Consider the following 26,904-nt stretch of genomic DNA (forward strand, 5'->3'; position numbering starts at 1 on the left):
ATCAGGTATGGCTTGAAACATGTCATTATTTCCAAACGTCTTCGGCAATTTCGATCACATGACGCAGTTTTTCCCACTGCTGTTCTTCGGTCAGCAGGTTGCCCTCTTCCGTTGAAGCAAAGCCGCACTGCGGGCTTAAGCACAGCTGGTTCAGATCGGCATAGCGGGACGCCTCTTCAATGCGCCGCTTAATATCATCCGGGTTTTCAAGCTCGCCGAATTTAGATGTAATTAAACCGAGGACGATTTGCAGGTCTTTCCGTTTCACGAAGCGAAGCGGTTCGAAGCCGCCGGAGCGCTCGTCATCGAATTCAAGGAAGAGCCCGTCAAGGTTCAGTCCGTCGAAAATCGTTTCAGCCGCAGCGTCGTATCCGCCTTCTGCCACCCATGTTGACTGGAAGTTTCCGCGGCAAATATGCATTGTGACAGTCAAATCATCGGGACGTCCTTCGATTGCTTCGTTGATCGTATTGGCGAAGGACTGGCGCAGCTCATCAGGCTGGCGGCCGAACGCCTTGATTTGCTCATGTCCCTTTTCTGAGAAAAATACGGACCAGGCCGTATCATCAAGCTGCAAATAGCGGCAGCCGGCATCATAGAACGCGCGGATCGCTTTTTTGTAAGCCTGCGCCACATCGTGATGGAACTCATCAAGATCCTCGTACGGACTTTCTTCCAGCTTTCCTCTGAAAAACAGCATATTCGGGCTAGGGATCGTCATTTTCGGTGTATGCGTTCCTGCAATACTATGAAGAAACTTATAATCTTCCAGCATCGGATGGTTTGTAAAGTCGACTTTGCTGGTTACTTTAATACCGCGCGGTTTCGTCACGACATTGTGAAATTGAATTCCTTTGTCCGCTACAAAGCCTTCAACACCGTCAAGACCTTCGAGAAAATCGAAATGCCACCATGAGCGGCGGAATTCGCCGTCCGTTACGGCTTTCAGGCCGATTTCTTTTTGTTTTTCGACAATGCGCTTGATCTCTTCGTTTTCGACTTCGCGCAATTGTTCCGCGGTAATTTCGCCGTTTGCTTTTTGCAGGCGCGCTTTTTTAACAGGCTCAGACCTGAGCAGGCTGCCCACCTGATCCGCCCTGAACGGTCCTATTTTTCTTCCTGGCGTTTGCTGCAATACATCGGTTGATTGTGTCATGCTTCATCCCTCTTTCTGAATTAACATAAAAAAGCTCTTCCCGATAAGGAAGAGCTTGGCAGACAATCTCCTCCTTATCTTCAAGAGCACAGCCGTACTCTTAAGGAATTAGCACCATTCTGTCAAAAAGACAGCGGTTGCCGGGCTTCACAGGGCCAGTCCCTCCACCACTCTTGATAAGGAAAACCTTTTTATGCGATTTTTATAATAATTTTAATATTAATACTTTTTGCGAAAATGTCAATGGGTTTTGATATTTATCGCTAAGAACGCGATTTATTCCTCAAGCTTATGCCCAGCCGCTTTGAAACAAACCCTGCCGAAATACGGTTTCATTTTAATAAGATCGAATTTTTTTATTGAAATGAAAACTTTTTCACGGGGCTGTCAGTCTTACATGTGTACCCGTTTTGAAAATGGGTAATATAACAATGAAATGAAAAAGGAGGCCATATGATGAACAGCAAACCGTTTTTCAAAGCAGCGGCGATCATGCTCTCAGGGCTATTAATGCTGATGTTGTACAGCGGAGCGGCGATTCCTTCGGCTCAAGCGGCGAACGGGACAAAACCGGTGGTGACGAGCCATACATACAAAAACGTGAAGGAATTGAAGTACCCGCAGGTTAAAAACGTTGGCAGCAGATCTCTGCAAAACAAAATCAACAAAGACTTTAAAAACTATATTGACCAATCCTACAAAGACTATCTGAAAAACAAAAAAGACGGCCAACAGCACGGGTACCAAACGGCATACCAAACGTCTTTTGACGTCAAACATCTGACCGGCAAAAAGATCAGCATCCTGACGAAAAACTACGTGTACTCCGGCGGGGCGCACGGCAATACAGCCGTCCGCTCGTTCAACTACGATTTAAAATCAAAAAAACGCGTCTATCTGACAGACGTATTAAACAAAAAATCAAAAATCGATAAAACGAGAACATACATTTACAAGTACATTCAAAAGCATCAGGACACGTTTTTCCCGGATGTGAAGAAAAAAGACATCGTCCTTCTTCAAAACACGGCATTCCACTTTACAAAAGACGGGATTGCGATCGTGTTCCAGCAATATGACGTCGCACCTTATGTCGCCGGAAACCCGGTTGTTGCCATTCCGAAAACGGTGTATCAATAAATGACAGCCCCTGTTTCGCAGGGGTTTTTGTTTTGAGGAGAGAAGGTATGAGGAGGTTTTGGAAGCCCTTTCACAAAACGGTAACTGACGGGCATGATTCAGCCCGCTGTCAGTCTGCAGATTTTTTCTAAATCAAACAGTTCGGAGACGTGGAAGATGCACTGCTGTCCGCTGATGATCTGGTATCGCTTAAAAACGTATTCCCTGTCTGTTGCAACAGGCACAAGGTGTGTAAAGTGTTTCCCAAGGGACTCACCGGTGCTGAAGATTTCACGCCTTGACTCCAGTTCGGAAATGATTTTGCCGATGGGGAGCCGTTCTTCTTTCAGATATCGTTTAACGGCGTGCGGCAATGCATTTGTTTTGACATAGACATAGTTAAATGACAAATAATCATCGCCCCGTTTCAATGAGGAGGTCCTGAATAAAATCTTATCATCAGGCTGAAACAGCTTTGCTTCCTCAGCGGACAGATGATCGTAATCGACATAGGCCTGCCGGAAAACTTCAATATCAACCTTGCCGCCTATCAATGTTTCGATTGCCTTGGTTGTTGAACCATCCGTTTTGGTCAGCATCTCTTTCACAAGGGAAGTAAGCGATTCAGGCAAAACTTTGCTCATTTCCAATTATGGCACCTCCACACAAAGATAGAATATTTTGAAAACTTGTACTATACATTATCACAGGGAGGGTGGTTTGTCTAGAAAAAAAAGTTAAAATTTATCTTATTTTTACAAAAAGCGGGGAAGAGGTATAGGAGAGATGAAGGCTGCAAATCTCTCCGTAACAAAATGTGAATATTAAGTGGTTTCACCTTCCAGAACCTTAACAGGCAAGTAGGTTTCAAGCGGCAAATCGTTAAAATCACCATCGACCGCTTTTAGCAGGATATCGATTGCTTTTTGCGATATTGATTGAATAGGCTGCTGGATGGTTGTTAAAGAAGGGAGCAGCGACTGAACCGTTTCCGTTCCATCGTAACCGATCACTTTTAAGCGGCTGGGAATATCTTTGCCGCGTTTTTTGGCTTCAGTCAAGACGGCAGCAGCTATAAGGTCGTCACTGGCAAAAATGCCGTCGGCATTAGGTTGTTCATCAAAGAGCCTTGAGATACATTCTTGATAATTTTGATGAAAAGGAACTTCATATGTAACAGGCTGCCTTCCGTGTTCTTTCATGATGTCTTCATATGCTTTTCTCCTAAGATTTGCAGGTGTTTCAAGCTCGAGCGGTCCATTAATATGGACAATGTGCTTGCATCCTTTTCCGAGCAGCAATTCTGTCGCCTTTTTTCCGCCGGCATAGTTGTCTGATCCCACTACCGGGATATGATTGGATAAATAGTGATCGATTGCGACAATCGGAAGGTTTTGTTTGTGATAATCTAAAATGCCCCTGTTAAACGTTACGGCGATAACGCCGTCAACCTGATTTCGTATCAGCATTTCCAAATATTTTTCTTCTTTATCCTTGCGGTTTAAACTGTTGCAAAGAAGAAGTTTATACCCTTTTTGTGTGCAAATGCTTTCAATATGAAAGGCCAGTTCCCCGAAGAAAGGATTGCTGGAGTTCGGAATAATGAGGCCTATTAAATTTGTGCGTTTTCGGAATAAAGAGCGGGCAAGGTCGTTTGGGAAATAGTTAATTTCTTCCATCGCCTTGTACACTCTTTCTTTTGTTTTTTCGCTGATATAACCGCGGTTATTCAGTACCCGTGAAACGGTGGTTGATGAAACACCTGCTATTTTTGCAACATCGTGAATGTTAGGCTTCATGACCTTGCCCCCTGTGTTATTGAAATGGCTTACAATTCTCATCACGCACTTATTTTAGAGAATTGAACCGCTATGTGCAAGGGTTTTCCATGTATCTCCGCGAGGCCTTATTTGTCACCTTTGTAAAAATACATGTCAACCGGTTGACATATGAAACCGGTTGACATAAAATTCATTTGAAAGCGCTTTTAAATTTTGTTGGAACGATGGATTAAGGTGAAAAAAGTGGCTGGCGTGGAAACGTCCATGTGAAAAACGGCTTTTTAAGAAAGCGTTTTCGCATGCAGGCTGTCCAGGACAATTCAAAGCTGGCGACATGTTAAACATTCGTCTTTTCGTGTAAAGAAAGGCGCCCGAACATGCGGAACGGCGGAACAAATTCAAATACAGGCAATGGATTCCAAATAATGGTCAAGGGAGCAGTGAAAATGAAAGGCTCAAAAATTCTGTATTGGAAGCTAAGCGCTTATTTTTTCTTTTTCTTTTTTACTTGGTCTTCCAGCTATTCTTTGTTTGCGATTTGGTTAGGGCAAGAAATCAATTTGAACGGGTCTGCGACGGGCATTATCTTTTCTGTAAACGCTATCTTTACCTTGTGCATGCAGCCTTTGTACGGTTTTATCTCTGATAAGCTCGGGCTGAAGAAAAACATATTATTTATGATCAGTTTGCTTCTCGTATTTACGGGGCCCTTTTATATTTTCGTCTACGGACCGCTTTTGCAATACAATGTCTTTCTTGGGGCTATCGTCGGCGGAATTTATTTGGGAACTGCTTTTCTCGCCGGAATCGGCGCGATTGAAACTTTTATTGAAAAGGTCAGCCGCAAATATCAATTTGAATATGGAAGAACAAGGATGTGGGGTTCCCTTGGCTGGGCTGCGGCGACATTTTTTGCAGGTCAGCTGTTCAATATCGATCCGAATATCAACTTCTGGGTTGCGTCCGTTTCAGCAGTCATATTGGTGGTCATTATTGTTTCCGTAAAAATTGAGATGACAGATAATGAAAAGGAAAGAGCAGACTCGGTCAGATTAAAAGACGTCGGAGGGCTGTTTCTCTTAAAAGACTTCTGGTTTTTGATGTTGTACGTGATCGGCGTAACATGTGTATACGGCGTCTATGACCAGCAGTTCCCGCTTTACTACGCTTCCTTGTTTCCGACTCCGGCCTTGGGAAACCAAATATTTGGATACCTTAACTCATTCCAAGTATTCATTGAAGCGGGCATGATGTTTCTTGCACCTTTCATCGTCAATAAGCTCGGCCCAAAAAAAAGTTTGATTTTATCGGGGCTTTTAATGGCATTCCGCATTATCGGCTCCGGACTTGTCAGCGGACCGGTCGGAATTTCATCGATGAAACTCATTCATGCTTTAGAATTGCCGATTATGCTGATTGCGATGTTTAAATATTTGGCGACTAATTTTGATACTCGTCTTTCATCCGTTCTTTATCTTGTCGGCTTTCAATTCGCATCCCAAGTAGGCACGTCGATTTTTTCGCCGCTTGCAGGAGGTTTATACGACAGCGTCGGATTTCGCCAGACTTATCTCATCATGGGAACAATGGTCCTTTGTTTCACCATTATTTCGATTTTCACCTTGCTAGACTCAAAGAAAGACATTAAATTTTCTCAAAGTTTACAAAGAAAGCATATATAAGAGAGGGTGTCACAGATGAACAGAATTCAGCAGGCAGAAGAAGCATTGAAGAAAGCCGGGAAAAAAGTGAAACACCGCTACCGAATGGGCTATCACATGATGCCCAGGGCAAACTGGATAAATGATCCAAACGGTCTTATTCAATATAAAGGGGAGTACCATGTCTTTTATCAACATCATCCGTATGATGAGAATTGGGGACCAATGCATTGGGGCCACTTGAAGAGCAGGGATCTCATTCATTGGGAGCACTTGCCGATCGCTTTAGCGCCTGGAGACGAATTTGATGAGAGCGGCTGCTTCTCAGGAAGCGCAGTCGAATATAACGGTAAACTCGCTTTAATCTATACAGGGCATAATATGATAGATGAAGAGAAAGACAAGTTCTACCAAAATCAGAATATAGCTGTCAGCAAAGACGGTATCGTCTTTGAAAAACTGAAAGAAAACCCTGTCATTGCAGAGCCGCCGGAAGACAGCGCACGCCACTTTCGCGATCCGAAAGTATGGAGGCATCATGAGAACTGGTATATGGTGGTCGGAAATTCCTCAAAAGAGAACGTCGGGCGGGTCATCTTATACCGTTCGCCTAACTTGGTAGATTGGGAATATGTAGGCGTCCTCGCCCAAAGCGACGGAAATCTCGGCTTTATGTGGGAATGTCCGGATTTCTTTGAATTAGACGGCAAACACGTTTTGCTGATTTCCCCTCAGGGTATAAAGGAGGATGGGGATTTATATCAAAATCTGTATCAAACGGGCTATTTGATTGGAGACTATGATGAAGAAACGAATGAGTTTGTACATGGCTCCTTTAAAGAGTTGGACCATGGCCATGACTTTTATGCCGTGCAAACTTTGTTGGATGACAAAGGGCGCAGAATTGCGATTGGCTGGATGGATATGTGGGAGTCAGAGATGCCGACGAAAGCGGACGGATGGTGCGGGGCTTTAACTTTGCCGCGTGAATTGACGTTGAAGGATGATCACAAAATTTTAATGAATCCCGTCGAGGAGACCAAATTACTTCGTGAATCGGAACATCATGAATGTGCCAATCAATCGATTTCCAGCAGCTATTTTATAAAGACAGCCGAAAAGCTTCTTGAAGTGATGGCCGTTTTTGATTTGACAATTTGCAGTGCCGAAACGGTTGGCTTAAAGATTCGGGGGATTGATCAGGAAGAGACAATCATCCAGTACAGCTTGGTTGATCAAAAGCTGACGCTCGACTGTTCAAAGTCCGGCAAAGCGGAGGACGGTGTGAGAAGCGTACGGCTTGAAGCGAAGGAGAAGCTCACCTTGCATCTGTTTCTTGACAGATCGTCTATTGAAGTATTTGCGAATCATGGTGAAGCGACAATGACCAGCCGCATATATCCTAAAGAAGGAAGAGCCGGGATGGAGCTGTTTTCTGAGAAAGGCAATGTACGGGTTGAAGAGTTCACTTACTGGACGTTGAAAGATATTTGGAAAGGCGATGAAGCCAAATGAGCAGAATATTTTGCATCGGTGAGACGTTAATCGACTTTATACCGATCCAAAAAGAAACCCCCTTGCAACATGTCACAGGCTTTGAACGCGTAGCCGGAGGAGCGCCTATGAATGCCGCGATTGCCGCTGCTAAATACGGCGCCCGTGCGGCAATGCTGACGAAGGTTGCCAACGATCATTTTGGCGATTACTTAATCAGCGTTCTTGAAGAAAATGGAGTTGACACTTCCTATATCGTTCGAAGCGAAGAAGGCGAAACCGGATTGGCATTTGTATCCGTAGACAAGTCCGGGGAAAGAAGTTTTCATTTTTATCGGAAGAATGCAGCCGATTTGCTGCTTTCGGCAGATGAGATTCAGTCTGAATGGTTTCATAAAGGGGATCTGCTTCATTTTTGTTCAATTGATTTAGTCGAAAGTCCAATGAAACAGGCGCATATGAAGGTGATCAATGACTTCCGGGAAGTCGGCGGAATTGTTAGTTTTGATCCAAATGTCAGGCTCCCGTTATGGCCTGATGAGACAAGCTGCCGCCATACGATCACGCAGTTTTTGCCGCTGGCGGATATTGTAAAAGTATCGCTTGAGGAATTGCCGTTTATCACAAATATTGATGATGAGAAGGAAGCGATTGCTTCGCTCTTTAACGGCAATGTCAAAATCGTTGTGTTGACAAAAGGGGGAGACGGTGCGTCGATTTATTTGAAATCCGGCGAAACCTACGAAGATAAAGGATTTAAAGTCACTGTTTCAGATACAACCGGTGCGGGCGACGCCTTTATCGGAGGCTTTTTAGCAGAATTGGCACTACTCGATGTATCGCAGAAGACGCTGTGTGAACGAGTCCGCAAGCACCACCGAAGATTGTTGGAGTTTGCCAATGCAAGCGGCGCCCTGACTGCTTCTGTAAAAGGAGCGATACACGGTGCACCGGGCAGACAGCATGTGCTGAATCTAATTTCAACAAGTGCAGATAGAGATTAATCTGAGAAAAAGCGGCTGCTGTGTCTTGCAGCCGCTTCCTGTTTTTTTTCGGTATTTATGCTCTTTCTTCAAACAACTTCGCAATTTCGACGACAACATTTACGGCTTTCACCATATGATCGGCTGAAATGTATTCGTATTTGCCGTGGAAGTTTTCCCCGCCAGTGAAGATATTCGGACAAGGCAGCCCCATGTAAGAGAGCTGTGAGCCGTCGGTTCCGCCGCGAATCGGTTTGACGACAGGCTCGATGTCCAGGTTTTTCATCGCCTGGTAGGCGATATCGACGATTTCCTTCACCGGCTCGATTTTTTCTCTCATGTTGTAATATTGGTCATTCATGTCAACGATGATGCTGTCTTTTCCGTATTGTGCCCTCAGTTCATCTGCGACTTTTTCCACTGCCGCTTTCCGCTCGTTAAAACGGTCTTTGTCAAAATCCCGGATGATGTAGTGCAGCTTCGTTTCTGAGACATCGCCATTGATCGAAAGCAGATGATAAAAGCCTTCATAACCTTCTGTATATTCAGGAGCTTCTGCTTCCGGAAGCCCCGCGTGGAATTTCATTGCGATTTTGGCGGCGTTGACCATTTTACCTTTTGCCGTACCCGGGTGAACGTTTGTTCCTTTGCACGTAATTTTCGCGGCTGCGGCATTGAAGCTTTCGTATTGCAGTTCCCCGAGGGGGCCGCCGTCAACCGTATACGCGAATGAGGCGTTGAATGCAGCCACATCGAATTTGTGAGGGCCTCTTCCGATCTCTTCATCAGGCGTAAACGCCACTCTGATCTTGCCGTGTTTGATTTCGGGATGGCTGATCAAATATTCCATCGCCGTCATGATTTCGGCTATTCCGGCTTTATTGTCGGCTCCCAGAAGCGTCGTCCCGTCCGTCGTGATCAATGTTTGGCCTTTGTAATCGGCAAGCTCGGGAAATTCCTTCGGAGATAACACGACACCGAGCGCTTCGTTGAGCACGATGTCTTTTCCGTCATACTGTTCAACGATTTGCGGATTGACATTCTTACCGGTAAAATCGGTCGCCGTATCGACATGAGCCAAAAAACCGATCGTCGGCACCTGCTTTTCCGTATTGGCCGGAAGCGTTGCCATGACATAGCCGTTTTCATCAATCGTGACATCCTCCATGCCGATCTGCTTTAATTCTTCAACAAGCATATTGGCGAGCGTCAGCTGGCCCGGTGTAGAAGGACACGTCTCACTGTTTTCGTTTGACTGCGTATCGACCTTCGCATATGTAATCAGACGTTCAATCAATTTGTTCTTCTTCATGCTTCCCTCATCTCCATTTCTTGGTTTTATGTTTATCTTATCATTTATACGGATTGATTTGTAAGAGATGCGCTTAAAGGTTAAGAGTTAACATAACATACATAAGTTATTTTGTTAAGGTATGAGAAATATATATAGATTACCCTGTTTAAAAGAGTTAAGTTAGGATAAAATTTAAATTTTATCTTTGTATTTCTTGTGAACCTAATATAGTTTAGTTAATATATTTTGTAGAACTACATTTGGAGGTTTTTATGAAAAAGAGAAGTCGTGGTTATCCAGGAGTTAATCTTGAAATGTGTGTAAAGAATGCAATTTTAATAAGAGATCAATTTGGCCGAATGCAAGTAGACAAAGAGTCAATAACAAAGGCATTAGGCTATAGTCGATATAGCGGAGCAGTCGGTAGCAAAATAGCGTCTCTAGGTCACTTTGGTTTATTGATGAATAGTAAAGGAACTTATCAACTAACAGATTTGAGTGAAAAGTTGATTAATCAAAAAAACAATGAGGAGTATAAAAAGGCTCTAATAGAGGCTATTTATCAACCAGGTCTTTACAAAGAGATCCTCGACAAATATGAAGATGGAAAAGTATTACCAAACGACTTGCCATCCATATTACTTAAAGAACACGGTATTTCCCAAAATGCTTGTGAAAAAGCGGCAAGGATTTTTCTCGAGTCAACCCAGTTTGCTAAAGTTATTAATAAGAAAAAAGAGTTTACTAAATATCAAGAAAAAAGATCAAAAGGAGATAAAAACGTGATGAAAACGGGTTCAACTGTAAAATCTGATGAAGATCATTTGGGAGAAAAATCTCTTTATTCTCAAAATGAACCTATATTTAACCAACACCAAAACTTTATTTTTGCATTAACAGAAGGAAAGTTCGGTAAGACTGTTGTTCCAGCAAAACTGAATAAAAGGGATATTCAAATTATGAAAAAACAAATAGAAATGTTAGAACTTCAAATCGAATAGTTTTAATTTTTAAGTCATCCAATGAAGAAATATACATGGTAATCCGATAGTTAAATTATCGGATTACCTTAAATTCTCAAGAAAACCACTTTCATTTGGATCACCTTCCAGTTAAGTTCTCTTTAATGGATAGGAATTGGTTCTACAATCACCGAGTTCAAAACCTTTTCTATAGTTGTCCCGATAGTCCCTAGATCCCTCGTAAAAGGTACAGACACGAACCCCGCTATCCCTCCATTACACCCCCATTAAAAATTTCCTCTCCCAAAGGAAAAAATATGCACCAAAAAGAAAGCGTTTTCAATGTAAAGTAAAAGCAAACCATCAAAAAAAGGGGGAGAGCATGTGAGCAGGATGGCGAAGGTGACCGAGACGTTTGAGCGGGTCGCTTTTAAAATAACAAGCTTCAAGTATATCATGGCCATTAAGTCGGCGTTTGTCACGCTGATGCCGGTTATCATTGCCGGGGCGTTCGCGGTTTTGATGCAGAATATGGTGATGAGTCCTGAGACGGGGCTGGCGGTTTTCGAGCCTTTTCGTTTTTTGTCTGCGCTTGAGCCGATTATGGCATCGATCAATTATGCGACGCTGAACTTTATCACGATCGGCGCGGTGTTTTTGATCGGGATTGAGCTCGGGAAGTTAAATGGGCATAAATCGTTTTTCCCGGGCATGATGGCGTTGATGTCTTATATCTCCGTCATTCCATCGACAGTGTTGCTGGAAGTGAACGGTTCGATGCAGGAAGTGATGAACGTGCTGGCCAAGGAGTTTACGGATCCGAAGTCGCTGTTTTTGGGCATGTTTATTTCGATTTTGTCCGTTGAAATCTTCAGCAAGCTTGAAAGCATGGACCGGCTCAGGATTAAAATGCCGGACAGCGTGCCAGCCAATGTCTCTGTATCGTTTGGCACTTTATTTCCTTCCATTATTACCGTCACAATCATCGCCAGCTTCGGATTTGCGTTTCATCGGCTGACGGGCGTATACCTTCATGAAGCCGTATACAATGTCGTGCAAAAACCGCTTGAAGGCGCTATTCAAGGACTTCCCGGCATTTTGCTGCTGGTGTTTGTTGCGCAGTTTTTCTGGGTGATCGGCATACACGGAAACCAGATGGTGAAGCCGATCAGGGAGCCTTTGCTGCTCGCCTCGATCACCGTTAATATGAATGCTTATGCAGCGGGTGAATCGATTCCGAATATCATTACGATGCCGTTTTGGGATGTGTACATGAGCATCGGCGGCTCCGGCGTCACAATTGGCTTGTTGATCGCGATTTTTATTGCGGGAAAACGGGAGGATTTGCGCAGCATTACAAAAATTTCGTTCGGCCCCGGCATTTTCAATATCAATGAACCGGTCATCTTCGGGGTTCCCGTTATGCTGAATCCGCTAATGGCGATCCCGTTTATTGTGACGCCGCTTGTGACGGGGACGATCGGCTACATCGCGACAGTGGCGGGTTTTGCCGGAAAAGCCGTCGTCATGGTGCCTTGGACGACGCCTCCGATTATTAACGCATGGCTGTCGACAGGGGGAAGCCTCGGCGCCGTCGTCACACAAATCGTATGCATCATCGTTTCCGCGCTTATTTATCTTCCGTTTGTGATGTTGTTGAATCGAAGCCTTACGGTCAGTTCTGAAAAAAATGTTTCCATGTAAAGGTGTTGAAAGGAGCGAACGAAATGGCCAGACAAACGTGGAAGATTCCCGACGATTTTATTCTGGGCGCAGCAGCGTCGGCGTGGCAGACAGAGGGTTGGGACGGGAAGCGGCCGACACAGGATTCCTATTTGGATATGTGGTACAAGAATGATCCTGATGTATGGCATGACGGATACGGACCGGCGGTGGCGGCTGATTTTTATAACCGCTACAAAGAAGATATTCAATATATGAAAGACATCGGGCTAACCCACTACCGGACGTCGATTAACTGGTCGCGTTTTCTTTTGGATTATGAAACCGCCGAAGTTGACGAGGTGTATGCAGGCTATATTGATGACGTCATCGATGAGCTGCAGAGATGCGGAGTAGAGCCGATGCTTTGTCTTGAACACTACGAAATCCCGGCTGTCTTGCTGGAACAGTACGGCGGATGGGGATCGAAACACGTGGTTGGCTTATTTGCGGCATATGCGGAAAAAGCGTTTGAACGGTATGGGGACAGGGTGAAATACTGGTTTACCTTTAATGAACCGATCGTGCCGCAAACGCGGATCTACCTTGACGCACTTCGCTATCCGTACGAGCAGAACACGAAAAAATGGATGCAATGGAACTACCATAAAGCATTGGCGACGGCAAAGGTCGTGGAGCTTTTTCGGAAAAGGAAGCCAGGTTTCAGAGAAGGCGCAAAAATCGGCGTCATTTTAAATCCTGAGGTCACGTATGCGAGGTCGAGTGCGCCCCATGACCAGAAAGCGGCTCAAATCTATGATTTGTTTTTTAACAGGGTTTTTTTAGATCCGAGCATAAAAGGCGTCTATCCAGATGAATTGATGGAGCTCCTGGTTAAACACGACATCCTATTTGAGCATGATGAAGAGGAGCTTTCCGTCATCAAGCGGAATACGGTCGATTTTGTCGGTGTGAACCTGTATTATCCAAAGAGAGTTCAAGCGCCTTCAAGGCAATGGAATGAATCGACGCCTTTTCATCCTGCTTATTACTATGAGCCCTTTGAGCTGCCCGGCCGAAAGATGAATCCGTTCAGAGGCTGGGAGATCTGCCCGCGCATTGTGTACGACATGTCAATGAGGCTTAAACATGAGTATGGAAATATCGAATGGCTGATTGCGGAAAACGGCATGGGCGTCGAACATGAGGAGCGTTTTAAAAATGAAGAAGGGGTCATTCAGGACGACTACAGAATCGATTTTATTTCGGCCCATTTGCGAGAGGCAATAAAAGGGATCGCCGACGGCGCAAACTGCAAAGGATATATGCTTTGGGCGTTCACCGACAACGTCTCCCCGATGAACGCCTTTAAAAACCGCTACGGCCTTGTTGAAATCCGATTAGAGGACAACCGCAGCAGGGCGCTGAAAAAATCGGCTTGCTTTTATCGGGATATCATCAAAAACAGACGGTTTGAAACAGAGGAATTCCGGTATAAATAAAAACGTGATAAGGACCATCCCGCTCATAAACGGGATGGCCCTTCTTTATTAGAAAAAATAACTTTTATTTGAGTCCCGTGACCAGGTTTGCTGAAGATTTCAATATGACCTTCGTGTGCATGAATAATCTGCCTGGCAATCGCCATGCCCAGTCCGGTGCCTGATGTGTCGGAAGAAGCGTTCGTTCCTCTGTAGTAGCGGTCAAATAAATGCTCCAATGTTTCTTTTTCCATACCAAGACCATTGTCTTCTATGATAATGGTTAAAGACTGAGACTCACTGTTTTCAATCAAGACCTTTATTTCAGTGCCGGGAGGGTTATGCTTAATACTGTTGGCAATCAGGTTTTCAAAGGCGCGCTGCATGTATTTTTCATCCATATAAAAAGCAATTGCGTCTTGGTCCGCCAGAAACTCGAAATGTTTATCTTTCGATTCAGGCAAGCTTTTCAGCCCGGTTAAAGTTTCCCTTAACAAGCCCACTATGTCCTTTTCTTCTTTTTGAATCGGAAAGGCATCATTTTTCAAGCGGAAGGTGAGGTTGAATTCTTCTATTAATTCTTCCATATACTCTACCCGCTCGTTCATGACGTTTGCAAAATCCCTTACCTTTTCCTTGTTCCACTCATGTTTTTCAGATGATAAAAGAATGGTATATCCTTTAATGACTGACAGCGGCGTCTTTAAGTCGTGTGAAACGCCTGTCATCCATTCTTCCCGCGTTCTTTCCAGCTTCTCGCTTTCCGCTTTGTTTTTCTGAAGAATCACCGTAAGGTTGCTCATTGCATTCATGAGTTCCTGATATAGTTTATATCCGGGTTTTTTCTTTTTCTTCGGTATGAAAGAGTGAGATGCCGGTTCGGCATATGTTCCTTTGGAGAGATTTTCGATCCATGAAACGATATAAAGCAAAGGAGCGCCCAGCTGCTTTCCGAAATACAGCGCAACAATAACCCCGATCATGATCATAGAAAGAATCCAAAGCTGGTTTGTCCAATATAGAAACGGGTTGTCGGATTGAAATGGCTCACCCATAATCCACGTCAATGTCTTGCCGTTTTTCGTATCAAACCATGTTGATAGATGGAAGCCTTTTTTAGCGGGGTAAACATAATCAGAGACAAGCTCGCCGGGAATATAGTGGCTTGGAATATTGTCCGGCTTGTTGAAGGAATAAAGTTCATTTCCCCTTTCATCAAGAATCTGGAGCCACATATGGTATTCCTTTAAATGGCTGATCGCCTCAGCTTCAACGGATATTTTTCCGCCTTTTACAGCTGTTTGCCGAACGACGCTTGATAAAGAAAGGGGTGATTTGTGCGGCTCCCGGTCATTTAGAAAGAAAGTGAAAAAAAGCGTGCTGACGACGAACAGAGCGGTGCAAATCGCAATCAGCAGAATGATTCGGGATATAAAGTGAAACGCAATGCGGTCTCTCAGCTTCATTGCGTCTCGCCCGTCTGCTGAACTTCAAAAATATAACCCAGCCCCCTAGCAGTTTTAATCCATTTTGGACGGCCCGGATCTTTTTCAATTTTTTCCCTCAGCCGGCGCACGTGTACCATGACCGTACTGTCGCCGTTGTAAAATTCACCCCAAACATCCCTGTAGATCTTTTGCTTGCTTAATATTTGATTGGGCTGGCTGCAAAAATACAACAACAGCTTAAACTCCTGAGCAGGGCATTCGACTTTTCTTCCATCCACAACAAGCTTCCCTGATGTTTCATTAACTTGAAAGTCCCCGAAATCATAAGACGGCTTGGACGGTGAGGGCGCGGCACCTTTAGATCGTTTTAACTGGGCTTTCACACGGGCAACGACTTCAAGAGGGTTGAAGGGTTTGGTAATATAATCGTCTCCGCCAAAACTAAAACCTTGCAGTTTATCCAAATCAGACGTTTTAGCTGTAAGAAAAAGGACGGGGATATTAGTGAACTGGCGAAATTGATTGCAAAGAGCAAACCCATCAGTATCCGGAAGCATTACATCAAGCAGTACAATATCAGGTTGCTCCTGTTTTAACAGATAGAACGCTTCCTCTCCATTTTCGGCATGTAAGACATGAGAGAACCCTTCATTTTCAAACACCACGTTTAATAAATTCAAAATATGCTGGTCATCATCGACGATTAACACTTTAAATTGCCCGAAAGAATGATCCATTTTATGACCTCCACAAATGATACGCTTTCATTTTCACACGAAATAGCTGGTAAAGGAAGTTATGCCGGCTTTAATTTAAGTGATGTTTAACTTTCTTACAATTTTTTATTTCTCATTGCACTCATAAAATGTTTTGGAACAAGAGAAAGTTTAGAATATGTAAGCTGCGTGTCCATATATTCGCAGCTGCTTTTGTGTATTTAGGTAATGTTCAGAAAGTGTTTAAGGCGCATTTATGTAAACGGATCTATGATGAAGGTGAGGTGAGGAACAATGGTGCAAAATATTGTATTGACAAAAAATTTAACAAAAAAATTTAGAAAGCAAACATCGGTCAGCGGATTAGAGTTGAGAATCGAAAAAGGGCAAATATATGGTTTTCTGGGTCCGAACGGAGCTGGAAAAACGACAACGATCAGGATGCTGTTAGGCTTGATCAAGCCTACAGAAGGGGATATTCACCTATTCGGCCGGGATATCCGCAAAAACCGCATGCAAATTCTGCAGAGAATCGGTTCCCTGGTTGAATCGCCATCATATTACGGAAATTTAACAGGAAGGGAAAATCTTGAGGTCATTCGCAGGGTTCGGGATTTGTCTGAAGCACGGATTGCAGAAGCGCTTGAGATTGTCCGTCTGTCAAAAGCGGCTGATCGGTTAGCAAAAGAGTATTCGCTCGGGATGAAGCAAAGATTAGGAATTGCGGCCGCTTTAATGAGCAAACCTGATCTTCTGGTGCTTGATGAACCGACGAACGGACTCGATCCTGCCGGCATTCACGAAATCCGGGAGTTGATCAAGGAGCTCCCGGATAAATACGGGATGACTGTTTTAGTATCCAGCCATTTGTTGAGCGAGATTGATCAAATGGCGACACAAGTGGGGATTATTATGAACGGTAAGCTCATTTTCCAAGATGATATCGAAGCGTTGAGGAAAAAACAAAAACCGCTCCTGAAAATTGGCGTGAATCATATTTATGAAGCCCAATCTATCATACAAAACCGGGGATTGCATGCAGAACTTCGGGAAGGAAACTTGTGGATCAGCGAAACATCCCCCGAGTTTGTTTCAGAAGTCAACGGAATGCTGGTGAAATCGGGAGTTTCTGTTTACCGGTTAGAAGAAGTAAAACGTTCTTTAGAAGACATTTTCCTGGATTTGACAGGTACGGAGGGGAGCTTATGAAACAAGTGCTGCACGGCGATCTCTTGAAACTGAAGCGTTCCTCTTTATTTATTGTAGTCTTCCTAGTCCCCCTTGTTGTTTTGGCATATGAGCTGTTAAATCTAATTTACCGTGGGGAATATGTCCAAAAGCAAGCCGAAATATTCAAGGCCTCTTCTATGTGGCAGTATATGCTTTTTGACAACAGCATGCTGTTTGGATTGGGTTTTCCTTTATCCGTTACGATCATTGCTTCCATTATTGCAAATATAGAGCATCAGACAAATTCGTGGAAGCAAACGCTGTCTTTGCCAATATCAAAAGTAAGAGTTTACTTAAGCAAATATATTTGGCTTTTCAACAGTCTGCTATTAACCGCGGCGATATTTGCAATAGGCATGGTTGTACTTGGGAAGGCTTTGGGATTTGAAGGGCCGGTACCGTGGGGGCTTCTATTCGGAGACAGCTTTGCCATGCTGCTTACGGCGCTGCCGGTCATGTCTTTTCAATTATGGCTGTCCATCACATTTAAAAACCAGGCCTTTTCGATTCTCATCGGTACAATCAGCTCGATTGTCGGTCTATTTTTAGCTGCCGGAATGACGACGCGGTGGTTTCCGCTCGCTTACCCGAGCCAGTCATCGACCGTCATTTTGCAATATGAGGGTCTTGGGGGCAATCCGGACCTATCCGCTTTTGTCGTGATTAATGTTTTTGTCGGAATGGCGCTTTTGTTCATGGGGGCCTTTCACTTTAAAAAGCGAGATGTGCTGTAGGAGGATGTATGATGTTAAAAAATATATTAGCTGCCGAAAGGTTGAAATTAAAACGCTCGAAAATGTGGGTGTTGTATGTATTGGCTCCTTTGATCAGCGTCATATTGGCCTATACGAACTTTCACAATAACTATAATCTGTTTGTGCAGCCGGGCGACAACGAATGGATTGAAGCCTGGACTCAGGTTGCCGTTTTCATGGGATCCTTTGTACTGCCGATTCTTGTAGGCATTTATGCTGCTTTTGTCTGCAGAGGAGAACATATAGGAGGATGGAAGCAGCTTTTGGCCCTCCCGGTTTTAAGATCCCGGGTTTTCTTTGCGAAAAGCGTCATGGTTGCGGTGATGGTGGCTGCGACGATGGGCATCTTATTCATCCTCTTTATGATGGTCGGCTTTCTTAACGGACTAAAAGGAGGTCTGCCTTTTTTCGCGATCTTGGGATACGTTGTCCAAGGATCGATTGCCAGCCTTCCGCTGATCGTACTGCAGCTGATTGTTTCCATCAGGTTTAAGACATTCGGGATCCCGCTTGCGGTCAGCATCGGTTTTACTTTGCCGTCCATACTTGCCGCAAATACGCCATTGGGGCAAATATACCCTTGGGCTCTGCCTATGCTCGGGATGTCTCCTCCTGATGAATCGCCTATTGCTTCATATCCGTTGTTTTATGGTGTATTAATTGTTTTGTTAATCCTATTCACGGTGCTGGGAGTAAGAAATTTTTCACGGAGAGATATGGTTTAAGGTCTTTAAAAATTATGATTTTCTCTCCCGGCAGCTTAAGGATATCTAAGAAATTCTGATCCAGCGGGGGAAATCATTAAGGAACGCATCACGAATGAATAGAAAAAAGCAATTCTATTATGACATGTGGAGGAAACATATGATTTCTTTATGATATCATCCCGATAAAAACGGAATGATATCATACGTCGATTTTGCACTTTTCAAGGGGAGTTTATGCAAAATACTCCGGCCGGTTGATCATAATCTGCTTGTTCATCTGGCTGATGATGCCTTCACAGCGGAGCTTTTTCAAGACGGCGCTGACGGTTTCGCGGGAGGTGCCGGAGATTTTGGCGATTTCCGCCGCCGTGATCGGGCAGCTGATGATGGTTGAGTCGCGTTCTTTTTCGCCGAGGCTTTCGGTCAGGTAATAGATCGCTTGCGTCACCCGGTCGTGCGCATGCGAGAGCGTGATTCGCTTAAGCCTTTCTTCATGAAGGGCGAGAATGTCGGATAATTCATTGAGAACATCAAAAAGGAGCGTTTTATTGTCCCTGACGAGATCTTCAAAGATGTTCATGGGAATATAGTAGAGTTCGATATCTGTCAAGGCTTCGGCGGAATAATGGTAATGCTCGTCGCGAAACAAGCCGCCGAATGGAAAAAGCGTATGGGGGCGTACGTAGTCGGTATAAAACATCGATCCCGTTTCGTTTGATTTTTCGAGTTTAATAAAGCCGTCAAGAAGAAGATACATTCGTTCCCGGGGGTCATCTTCCATAAATAAAATCTGGCCTTTATGATAGGTGCGCCAATAGATGAACTGTTTGATGTTTTCCAGCTCCTTTTTATTCAGGGAAGCGAATAGAGGAAACTTTTTCAGATGATGTATGATGTCTTTGTTTTTCATATGAAACGACCACCCTTATCCGTTTTTCTTATGATTGTGGCTTATCATTTTAAATTTTACATGTTTTGGGCGGCAGGCAAAAGGAAGAACCCTTTCCGAGCCCTTCCTCATGCCGCTTAACCCTGTTCGACAATCGTGCCGGCTCTGCCTTCAAGGGCTTCTTTCGCCATTTGAAGGGAGGTGATCACCGCTTTGTTTCCTTTCGCTGCTTCGGCAAACTGAATGGCAGCTTTCACTTTTGGCAGCATGCTTCCTTCTGCGAATTGTTTTTCTTCTATATAGCCTTTCAGCTCGTCGGTTGTAACGCGTTTGAGCGTCCGTTCCGTCGGTTTTAAATAATCGATTGCGACATAATCGACGGCGGTTAAAATAATCAGTTCGGTTGCCTGAACCAGCTCTGCTAATTTGCAAGCGGCAAAATCCTTGTCGATGACCGCGTCGATGCCGCTGACGGACCGGTTGTCTTCAATGACTGGAATGCCTCCCCCGCCTGCCGCGATGACAATATGGCCTTTTTCGACTAAATCGTTGATGACATCGTATTCAAGGATGGATACGGGGACAGGTGACGGTACAACACGGCGCCAGCCTCTTCCCGCGTCCTCTTTAAAGACGATGTCCCCGTTCCCGCTGTTCATCAGCTCTTTCGCCTCTTGTTCGCTGTAAAACGGTCCGATCGGCTTCGTCGGGTTGCGGAATGCTTCATCATCGCCGCTGACGGCGACACGGGTGATGACGGTTGCCGCATGTTTGTCTTTTCCTTTCGCATGGAGAGCTTCATCGATTGCGTTTTGCAGCCAATAGCCGATCATTCCCTGTGTCATCGATACACACGTTTCAAGAGGCATTGCCGGCGTTTTTGGGGAATCTGCCGCTTTTTGCTGAATCATCAGGCTCCCGACTTGCGGGCCGTTTCCGTGTGTAATAATGATGTCGGTGCCGCTGTCGAGCATATCAGCCAAATATGCTGCCGTTTCTTTCAATGCCTGCTGCTGTGCTTCCGCGCTTGCGTCCCCGGCTTGAATCGCATTCCCGCCCAGTGCAACGACGATTTTTCTTTTTTTCATAATGAAACCACCTCTCGTTCAGTGATGTTTGTTAAATGGAAATGCCTCCAGATGCCAATTTCACGATGGCAAATACAGCCAGGATCAGAATGGCTGCGGCGACCACAAGTTCAGCCTTGTTGAATGCCGGAGCTTGCTTATTTTTGCGAACGGCCCGGTATACCAAAATGCCAGGCGCGTATAAAATCATGGTCAAAAGCAGGTAGTCAAGCCCCGCTGCGTAGATCAGCCATATGCCGTATATGCTTGCGATCAGCCCGATGATGACGTTTTTCCAACGGTCGGGCCCCTTGTGCAGCCAGCTGTATTTGAGCTGGTATAATCCAGAAAATAAATACGGAATTAAGATGGCTGAGGAAGCCAGCGAAAATGCGAACCGGTAAGCCGCATCCGAAATGATAAACGTCAGCAGAAACAGCTGAATGATGGCGTTTGTCAGCACCAGCGCGTTTGTCGGCGCGCCGTTTTTATTTTCTTTGCCAAACCACTTCGGGAAGACGCCTTCCCGTGCGGCAATCAGCGGCAGCTCTCCGGCAAAAAGCGTCCAGGCCAGCCATGCGCCCAAGACAGAAATCACGAGACCCAGGTTGATCAGCACGGCCCCCCATTTGCCGACGATATGCTCCATCATTGCAGCCATTGACGGGTTGGGAAGTCCGGCAAGGCTTTCTTGATTCATGACGCCGAGGGAGAGCATAGTGATCATCACATAAATGGCGAGCACGCTGATCAGCCCGATGACGGTCGCTTTGCCGACATCGCTCGATTTTTTGGCCCTGCTTGAAAACAGCACCGCGCCTTCAACGCCGGTAAACACCCAAACGGTGACAAGCATCGTGCTCTTAATTTGCGTTCCGATTGAGCCGAGCGACAGCCCTTTTCCCCAAAAATCGCCGGTAAATAAGTCAAGATGAAAAACAAAGATGACGGCGACGATAAAAGCAAAAATCGGCACCAGTTTCGAAATGGTCGTAATCAGATTAATCATGGCAGCGGATTGGACGCCCCGCAGGATCAAAAAGTGAACGCCCCAAAGAATCACGCTTGCCCCAATAATGGATGCGATATTTTGGCCGTCGCCAAACACGGGGATGAAATACCCGACGGCGCTGAAGAGCAGCGTACCGTATGCGACATTGCCGAGAAGGGCCGCGAACCAGTATCCCCAGCCGCTGTTAAATCCCATGAAATGGCCGAATCCTTCCCGAGCGTAAGTGAAAATACCGCCGTCTAAATCAGGCCGTTTCGCCGTGAGATTTTGGAATGATAAGGCCAAGGCGATCATGCCGGCTCCGGTGATGACCCAGCCGATCAAAATTGCCCCGGCCCCGGCGCCAGCCGCCATGTCGCTTGCGATGTTGAAGGCTCCGCCGCCGATCATTGATCCGATGACAAGCGCAATGAGTGCAAACAGACCCAGTTTTTTTTCTTCCGCCATTTTTGTCACCTCATTCGGTTTAAAGATGGAAAAGGGAATGTTCCCTTTTCCGGTCAGTCAAGGTCGCCAAGTGTCGCCGCCATGACAGCTTTGATCGTATGCATGCGGTTTTCCGCTTCATCGAATACTTTGGAATGCTTGCTGCGGAACACTTCGTCTGTCACTTCCATTTCTTTGAGGCCGTGCTGTTCGTAAACGTTTTGTCCGTATGTCGTATGAAGGTCATGGAAGGCCGGCAGACAGTGCAGGAAGATGACATTGTCATTTCCGGTTTTCTTCACGAGTTCCATGTTGACTTGGTAAGGCTTAAGAAGTTTGATCCTTTCGGCAAACTTGTCTTCTTCTCCCATGGACACCCAGACGTCCGTATACAGTACATCAGCTCCGGAAGCAGCCTTGTCTGTATCGTCTGTTACGGTCACGCGTCCACCGGATTCTTTCGCAAACGTTTCCGCCAGCTTCACGATTTCCTTATCAGGGTAGAGCTCTTGAGGCGAGCAGATTCTGACGTCCATGCCGACTTTGGCTCCGCCGATGAGCAGGCTGTTGGCGACATTATTCCGTCCGTCTCCGATATAGGTCAGTGTGACGCCTTTTACACGTCCAAGGTGTTCTTTAACCGTCATAAAGTCGGCAAGCATTTGTGTCGGATGCCATAGATCGGTTAACCCGTTCCAAACCGGAACGCCTGAATGTTCGGCCAGCGACTCGACTTTTTCGTGTTCAAAGCCGCGGAATTCAATGCCGTCAAACATCCTGCCGAGAACTTTTGCCGTGTCTTCAATCGATTCTTTTTTGCCGAGCTGGATATCGTCTTTGCCGAGATATTCCGGATGAGCGCCGAGGTCAATGCAGGCGGTTGTGAAGGCGCAACGCGTTCTTGTTGACGGTTTTTCAAAGAGCAACGCGATGTTTTTGCCTTCTAAATAGCGGTGTTTGATGCCCTGTGCTTTTTTGTCTTTCAATTCTTGGGCAAGGTCGAGCAAATAAAGGATTTCTTCTTCTGAAAAATCTTTTTCGGCTAAATAGCTTCTGCCTTTTAAATCGATTGTTTTCTCCATTTTGACTCTCTCCTTTTGACTGGATTGTTTATTTGACATCCTCGCGGTACAGCGGCATGCTCATGCAGCGCGGGCCCCCGCGGCCCCTTGAAAGCTCCCCGCTCGGAATTTCGATGACTTCGATGCCCTGTTCTCTCAAGCAGGCATTTGAGATGTAGTTTCGGTCATAGGTGACAACGACGCCTGGAGCGATAGCGAGCGTATTTGAGCCGTCATTCCACTGCTCCCGGGCCGAAGCAATTTCGTCTCCGCCTCCGCAGAAGATCAGATTCACATCTGAGAGACCAAGTGTTTTCTTCAGGACGTCCGGCAGATTGTGCTCTTCGGTAATTTGAATGTCGCCGTCTTCCGTTTTTCCGCGTTCAAGGACAAAGATCCGCATGTCTCCTTCAGGCCCCTGAATGGCCGGATGAATTGTGAACTGATCCCGATCGACCATGGTAAACACGGTATCCAAGTGCATAAAAGCTCTGGTTTTCGGTATTTCTACGGCCAGCACCCGGCGGATTTGGCTTTGGCGTTTAAATAGATTTCTGACCAATTGCTCAATCGCCTGGGCGGATGAACGTTCAGAGACGCCGATTGCCACGGTTTCATGATTCAGCACGAGTTCGTCTCCGCCTTCGATATTGAACTTGATATCGCGGTCAAGCCAGATCGGGATATCCTGGCCCTTAAATCGCGGATGGTGCTGGACGATGTAGCGCATGAACAGCGACTCTCTCCGGCGGGCCGGTTCTTTCATTTTGTTGATGGTCAGCCCGCTGCCGATCGCGGCTGCCGGATCTCTTGTGAAATAAAGGTTTGGCATCGGGTCGAGATAGAATGGATAATGATCATCCATCATCTCGTGCAATTGGGAACGAATGCCCTTTTCCAATTCGTTTTTTCTGATTCCGCTCATCACACGATCGACCATTGCGTCCGTATCGAACGAGAGCAGATACTCCTTTAATCTGTCGAAAGCGCCGTTTACGTCTGCTTTGCTTTCCGTCAAAAGCTCGCTGACAAACCGTTCGCGGACTGATTCGTCTTTGAGCGCTTCCGCTGCCAGCTTCTCTAAATAGAGAACTTCTACGCCTTGTTCTTTAAGAGTTTCTGCAAATTGGTCATGCTCGTGTTGAACGGCCGGTAAAAAAGGAATATCGTCAAAAAGAAGCCGTCCAAGATACTCGGGTGTGAGGTTTTCCAATTCCCGCCCGGGCCGCTTCAGCATGACCGTTTTCAAAGTGCCGATTTCTGAGTAAACGTGAATCGGTGTCGTCATGATCATCCCGCCTCCTAAGCTCTTTTTGTTACACGTACAGCTTAAAACAGCGGGAAAGATGACGCTGTGAAAGCGATAACAGCAAAAATGTGAACTATTTCACTTATTTTTTGATGGGGCAAAAGCAAAAATGAATAAATATGACAAAATGAATATAAACCTTTGTCAGGCCAACAAAGAAAACGTATAAACGCTGTATATTTTTTGCTGAGATTTTTCGAAAAAATTTTTTCGGAAATAAAAAAGCCGGCCCCGTATAGGGCGGCTCTGGAGGACGGCATCAGCACAAATTCTCGCAGAATGCTTGAGCCGTTTCAGGAGATTGAGAGATGACAAGGCATGTATCATTTCCGCAAATACAGCCCAGCATTTCGGGCCGTCCGAGCTGATCGAGCAGAACGCCGATCGTGTGGGCATTCCCGGGCATCGTTTTAATGATGACCAGATTTCCCGAGCGGGTGACCTGCAGGACGACATCCGAAATTTTCTCCTTCAAAATTTTTGAAGGGTTTAATGATAAAGAAGCGTTTGTGCGGTAGACGAGTTTTCCGTTTTCATCGATCTGTTTGACAAGGCACATCTCTTTCATATCCCTTGAAATGGTCGACTGGGAGGCCGTAATGCCGCGGCTCTTTAAAAGGCCGGTCAGCTGCTCCTGCGTTTCAACGGGATGTTCGAGAATGATCTGTTTGATGATCCATTGCCGTTTCTGCTTATCCATATTGGCGCCTCCTAAAAAAAGCAAGCACGTACATCTATTATTATAGGACGTTTTTTCGTTTATACATGGAAGCTATTTTACAGAAAATCAAATCTTTTATGGATGAGAAAGGGGGTTGATAGGCTGCCGAAATTCACTTATAATGCTTGGAGATGACAAATTGATAGAACGAAAGAAAAGGTGGTTTTCTAGGGTTCCGCAATGCCTGAAGCGTTGGTCTGGTCCGAGAGAAAACACATAACGATACATCGTTATGACACGGTGGGATAAAAGCCCAGGAGTTTTTGCTCGTTTCGAGCTCTCTCCTGGGTTTTTATTTTGATCATTTCATCATGGGAAAAGGAGCTGACAAATATGAAAAAGAAACTCATTGATATCATCATGATTATGATAGGCGCATTTTTCTTTGCGTTGGCTGTTAACTTGTTTGCGATACCGAACGATTTCGGAGAAGGGGGCGTTACAGGGGTTACCCTCATCTTGTATTATCTGTTTGAGTGGTCGCCGGGTGTGACCAACTTTATCCTGAACGGAATTCTCCTTATCATCGGCTATAGGTTTTTGGATAAAAAAACGACGATATACACGATCATCGCGGTAGCGGCCAATTCGTTTTTTCTGCACGTTACGGAAGATTGGGCGATCCCCTCTCATGAACTGATCATCAGCGCGATTTTTGCCGGCGTATTTGCCGGCGTCGGAATCGGCATGATCATCCGCGTCGGGGGAACGACAGCAGGTTCGGCGATCCTCGCGAGAATCGCCAATAAATACTTTGACTGGAATATCAGCTATGCTTTATTAATGATCGATTTGGTGGTCGTATTCAGTTCTTACTTCATCATCGGAGCCGAAAAGCTGATGTTTACGATCGTCATGCTTTACATTGCCACAAAGGTGATGGATTTCATCATTGAAGGGCTCAATACGAAAAAAGCGATTACGATTATTTCGGAGCGCAAAAACGACATCGCCGAACAGGTCAATACGCTGATGGACAGAGGCGTCACGGTCTTATCGGGCCGCGGCCATTATACGGGTGATTCGAAAGAGATTTTATATATCGTGATCAATAAGCAGGAGCTGTCCATGCTGAAAAAGATCATCAGAAGCACCGACAAAAAGGCCTTTGTCATCATTCACGATGTAAGGGATGTTTTTGGCGAGGGGTTTGTTGATATATCGAAATAGAAGGCTGCCGGATGTCACCGGCAGCTTTTTTAGCAAAAGCGTTTCAATCACTTTACAGAATGGCGATTTTGAACAATGATGAAAAAGAGCAGTTCATTTTCGGAAAAATGAAAGCGTCCTGAAATAAAAAGGAATTTTCGGCTTTGCATGCCGAAAAAGAAAAGATTCGTTTGCTGATGTTAAGGAGGTCTATGATTGGAACAGGGGAAAAAACGGACAATTGAAGTGAAAAGCAAAATGTTTTTCAGGATTTGGCTTTTTCTTGGTTCATTTGGAATGGGAGCAGCGAGTCTGTGGGTATTCTATATGGGGATCACGTTTCAAACAAAATTTTATCTGTTGGCTATACCTCTAGGGCTATTATGCAGCTTATTTTTCTTTGTATTATTTTTATCGGCTTTTCCCGCTTTCACGAAAAGAGGAAATGTCATCTTCCGCATCGAAGAAGGAGACTGCGGCCGGCTGTTCACGGAGAAAAAATCGGTGGACATCAAAGATATTAAAAGTATCAGAATGGATCGACATCCCTACAGTCCGAAGGGCATTTTCTTTATGGATGTCCTGATTCAGACGCGAGGGAACGGATTGGTGAGGATTCCGACGTACAACATCCTGCCTGAGCCGGAGTTTTACAAAGCGGTCGAGCTTCACGTCCTCTCATATATGACGGAGGAAGCGCGGCAGGATTGGATCGGCCAGTTTACCGAAGCGCAGAGAAAAGCTTATCTGAATCAGTTTCATAAAAATGCGTAAAGAAAAGCAGGGAGCGGGCAATCCCTGCTTTGACATCAGAAAGGCGT

24 protein-coding genes and 2 riboswitches are annotated in these 26,904 nt (G+C 45.3%); of the genes, 12 read left to right on the forward strand and 12 right to left on the reverse strand.

The genetic code is table 11. The features are described from left to right. Nucleotides 1–25: 25 nt before the first annotated feature. Complete coding sequence (locus AB447_RS20385; protein WP_048354231.1) at nt 26–1,156, reverse strand: 5-methyltetrahydropteroyltriglutamate--homocysteine S-methyltransferase; 1,131 nt, start codon at nt 1,154–1,156, stop codon at nt 26–28. Between the two features lie 71 nt (nt 1,157–1,227). Next, nucleotides 1,228–1,339, reverse strand: a riboswitch (SAM riboswitch). 273 nt (nt 1,340–1,612) lie between these two features. Between AB447_RS20385 and AB447_RS20390 the strand changes: the two genes are divergently transcribed. Continuing rightward, a complete protein-coding gene (locus AB447_RS20390; RefSeq protein ID WP_048354232.1) occupies nt 1,613–2,296 on the forward strand; it encodes a DUF3298 and DUF4163 domain-containing protein in 684 nt (227 codons plus the stop codon). A gap of 98 nt (nt 2,297–2,394) precedes the next feature. Here AB447_RS20390 and AB447_RS20395 read toward each other — a convergent pair whose 3' ends face one another. Together AB447_RS20395 and AB447_RS20400 are read right to left on the reverse strand one after the other, a co-directional pair. Next, complete coding sequence (locus tag AB447_RS20395) at nt 2,395–2,919, reverse strand: chorismate--pyruvate lyase family protein (protein ID WP_096892192.1); 525 nt, start codon at nt 2,917–2,919, stop codon at nt 2,395–2,397. Nucleotides 2,920–3,099: 180 nt separating this feature from the next. Beyond that, nucleotides 3,100–4,074 carry a LacI family DNA-binding transcriptional regulator gene (locus AB447_RS20400; protein WP_046130056.1) on the reverse strand — a complete coding sequence of 325 codons (975 nt, stop codon included), beginning with the start codon at nt 4,072–4,074 and terminating at the stop codon, nt 3,100–3,102. Between the two features lie 428 nt (nt 4,075–4,502). Between AB447_RS20400 and AB447_RS20405 the strand changes: the two genes are divergently transcribed. The 3 genes from AB447_RS20405 to AB447_RS20415 are packed head-to-tail and all read left to right on the forward strand — an operon-like array spanning nt 4,503 to nt 8,215. After that, a complete protein-coding gene (locus tag AB447_RS20405; RefSeq protein ID WP_048354283.1) occupies nt 4,503–5,738 on the forward strand; it encodes an MFS transporter in 1,236 nt (411 codons plus the stop codon). Nucleotides 5,739–5,753: 15 nt separating this feature from the next. Further along, on the forward strand, nt 5,754–7,232 hold the full coding sequence (locus AB447_RS20410) for a glycoside hydrolase family 32 protein (RefSeq protein WP_048354234.1): 1,479 nt from the start codon (nt 5,754–5,756) through the stop codon (nt 7,230–7,232). Next, the gene (locus AB447_RS20415) at nt 7,229–8,215 is read left to right on the forward strand and encodes a carbohydrate kinase family protein (protein ID WP_048354235.1); all 987 of its coding nucleotides are present in this window, start codon (nt 7,229–7,231) and stop codon (nt 8,213–8,215) included. The genes AB447_RS20410 and AB447_RS20415 overlap by 4 nt, the downstream gene beginning before the upstream one ends. Nucleotides 8,216–8,270: 55 nt before the next feature. On the opposite strand, the gene pepT is transcribed toward AB447_RS20415, so the two are convergent. After that, on the reverse strand, nt 8,271–9,506 hold the full coding sequence (gene pepT, locus AB447_RS20420) for a peptidase T (protein WP_048354236.1): 1,236 nt from the start codon (nt 9,504–9,506) through the stop codon (nt 8,271–8,273). Nucleotides 9,507–9,760: 254 nt separating this feature from the next. On the opposite strand from pepT, the gene AB447_RS20425 reads away from it, so the two are divergent. From AB447_RS20425 to AB447_RS20435, 3 genes are all read left to right on the forward strand, one after another. Further along, on the forward strand, nt 9,761–10,489 hold the full coding sequence (locus AB447_RS20425; protein WP_048354237.1) for a hypothetical protein: 729 nt from the start codon (nt 9,761–9,763) through the stop codon (nt 10,487–10,489). Between the two features lie 354 nt (nt 10,490–10,843). Beyond that, nucleotides 10,844–12,154 (forward strand): PTS sugar transporter subunit IIC, encoded by a 1,311-nt coding sequence (locus AB447_RS20430; protein ID WP_172796382.1) that lies wholly within the window; start codon nt 10,844–10,846, stop codon nt 12,152–12,154. 23 nt (nt 12,155–12,177) lie between these two features. Beyond that, nucleotides 12,178–13,614: a glycoside hydrolase family 1 protein gene (locus AB447_RS20435; protein ID WP_048354239.1), complete on the forward strand. Its 1,437-nt coding sequence runs from the start codon at nt 12,178–12,180 to the stop codon at nt 13,612–13,614. 23 nt (nt 13,615–13,637) lie between these two features. Here AB447_RS20435 and AB447_RS20440 read toward each other — a convergent pair whose 3' ends face one another. Then, a complete protein-coding gene (locus AB447_RS20440) occupies nt 13,638–15,059 on the reverse strand; it encodes a sensor histidine kinase (RefSeq protein WP_048354240.1) in 1,422 nt (473 codons plus the stop codon). Further along, the gene (locus AB447_RS20445; protein WP_048354241.1) at nt 15,056–15,778 is read right to left on the reverse strand and encodes a response regulator transcription factor; all 723 of its coding nucleotides are present in this window, start codon (nt 15,776–15,778) and stop codon (nt 15,056–15,058) included. Before AB447_RS20445 ends, AB447_RS20440 begins: the two co-directional genes overlap by 4 nt. Nucleotides 15,779–16,051: 273 nt before the next feature. Between AB447_RS20445 and AB447_RS20450 the strand changes: the two genes are divergently transcribed. Genes AB447_RS20450 through AB447_RS20460 form a run of 3 tightly spaced genes read left to right on the forward strand, consistent with a single transcriptional unit; the run spans nt 16,052 to nt 18,467 of the window. Continuing rightward, nucleotides 16,052–16,966: an ABC transporter ATP-binding protein gene (locus AB447_RS20450; RefSeq protein ID WP_048354242.1), complete on the forward strand. Its 915-nt coding sequence runs from the start codon at nt 16,052–16,054 to the stop codon at nt 16,964–16,966. Beyond that, a complete protein-coding gene (locus tag AB447_RS20455; protein WP_048354243.1) occupies nt 16,963–17,721 on the forward strand; it encodes an ABC transporter permease in 759 nt (252 codons plus the stop codon). Before AB447_RS20450 ends, AB447_RS20455 begins: the two co-directional genes overlap by 4 nt. Nucleotides 17,722–17,732: 11 nt before the next feature. After that, nucleotides 17,733–18,467 (forward strand): ABC transporter permease, encoded by a 735-nt coding sequence (locus tag AB447_RS20460; RefSeq protein ID WP_048354244.1) that lies wholly within the window; start codon nt 17,733–17,735, stop codon nt 18,465–18,467. Between the two features lie 214 nt (nt 18,468–18,681). Here the strand turns inward: AB447_RS20460 and AB447_RS20465 are convergent, their stop codons facing one another. The 6 genes from AB447_RS20465 to argR all read right to left on the reverse strand — a co-directional run bounded on the left by AB447_RS20465 (nt 18,682) and on the right by argR (nt 24,913). Continuing rightward, nucleotides 18,682–19,359: a Crp/Fnr family transcriptional regulator gene (locus AB447_RS20465; protein ID WP_048354245.1), complete on the reverse strand. Its 678-nt coding sequence runs from the start codon at nt 19,357–19,359 to the stop codon at nt 18,682–18,684. Between the two features lie 116 nt (nt 19,360–19,475). Continuing rightward, a complete protein-coding gene (arcC, locus tag AB447_RS20470; protein WP_048354246.1) occupies nt 19,476–20,426 on the reverse strand; it encodes a carbamate kinase in 951 nt (316 codons plus the stop codon). A 31-nt stretch (nt 20,427–20,457) separates the two neighbouring features. Beyond that, on the reverse strand, nt 20,458–21,864 hold the full coding sequence (gene arcD / locus AB447_RS20475; protein ID WP_048354247.1) for an arginine-ornithine antiporter: 1,407 nt from the start codon (nt 21,862–21,864) through the stop codon (nt 20,458–20,460). A gap of 53 nt (nt 21,865–21,917) precedes the next feature. Further along, nucleotides 21,918–22,925 carry an ornithine carbamoyltransferase gene (gene argF, locus AB447_RS20480; protein ID WP_048354248.1) on the reverse strand — a complete coding sequence of 336 codons (1,008 nt, stop codon included), beginning with the start codon at nt 22,923–22,925 and terminating at the stop codon, nt 21,918–21,920. 28 nt (nt 22,926–22,953) lie between these two features. Then, nucleotides 22,954–24,192, reverse strand: a complete 1,239-nt coding sequence (gene arcA, locus AB447_RS20485; RefSeq protein WP_048354284.1) for an arginine deiminase — start codon at nt 24,190–24,192, stop codon at nt 22,954–22,956. A gap of 280 nt (nt 24,193–24,472) precedes the next feature. Next, on the reverse strand, nt 24,473–24,913 hold the full coding sequence (argR, locus tag AB447_RS20495) for an arginine repressor (RefSeq protein WP_048354250.1): 441 nt from the start codon (nt 24,911–24,913) through the stop codon (nt 24,473–24,475). Nucleotides 24,914–25,090: 177 nt separating this feature from the next. Continuing rightward, nucleotides 25,091–25,196: riboswitch (guanidine-I (ykkC/yxkD leader) on the forward strand. Nucleotides 25,197–25,267: 71 nt separating this feature from the next. On the opposite strand from argR, the gene AB447_RS20500 reads away from it, so the two are divergent. Together AB447_RS20500 and AB447_RS20505 are read left to right on the forward strand one after the other, a co-directional pair. After that, nucleotides 25,268–26,104 carry a YitT family protein gene (locus AB447_RS20500; RefSeq protein WP_048406456.1) on the forward strand — a complete coding sequence of 279 codons (837 nt, stop codon included), beginning with the start codon at nt 25,268–25,270 and terminating at the stop codon, nt 26,102–26,104. A gap of 195 nt (nt 26,105–26,299) precedes the next feature. Further along, nucleotides 26,300–26,857 (forward strand): YfjD family protein, encoded by a 558-nt coding sequence (locus AB447_RS20505; RefSeq protein ID WP_053075399.1) that lies wholly within the window; start codon nt 26,300–26,302, stop codon nt 26,855–26,857. Nucleotides 26,858–26,904: the final 47 nt, after the last annotated feature.

Origin of the sequence: Bacillus glycinifermentans, assembly GCF_001042475.2 — a bacterium.
Taxonomy (GTDB): Bacteria; Bacillota; Bacilli; order Bacillales; family Bacillaceae; genus Bacillus; species Bacillus glycinifermentans.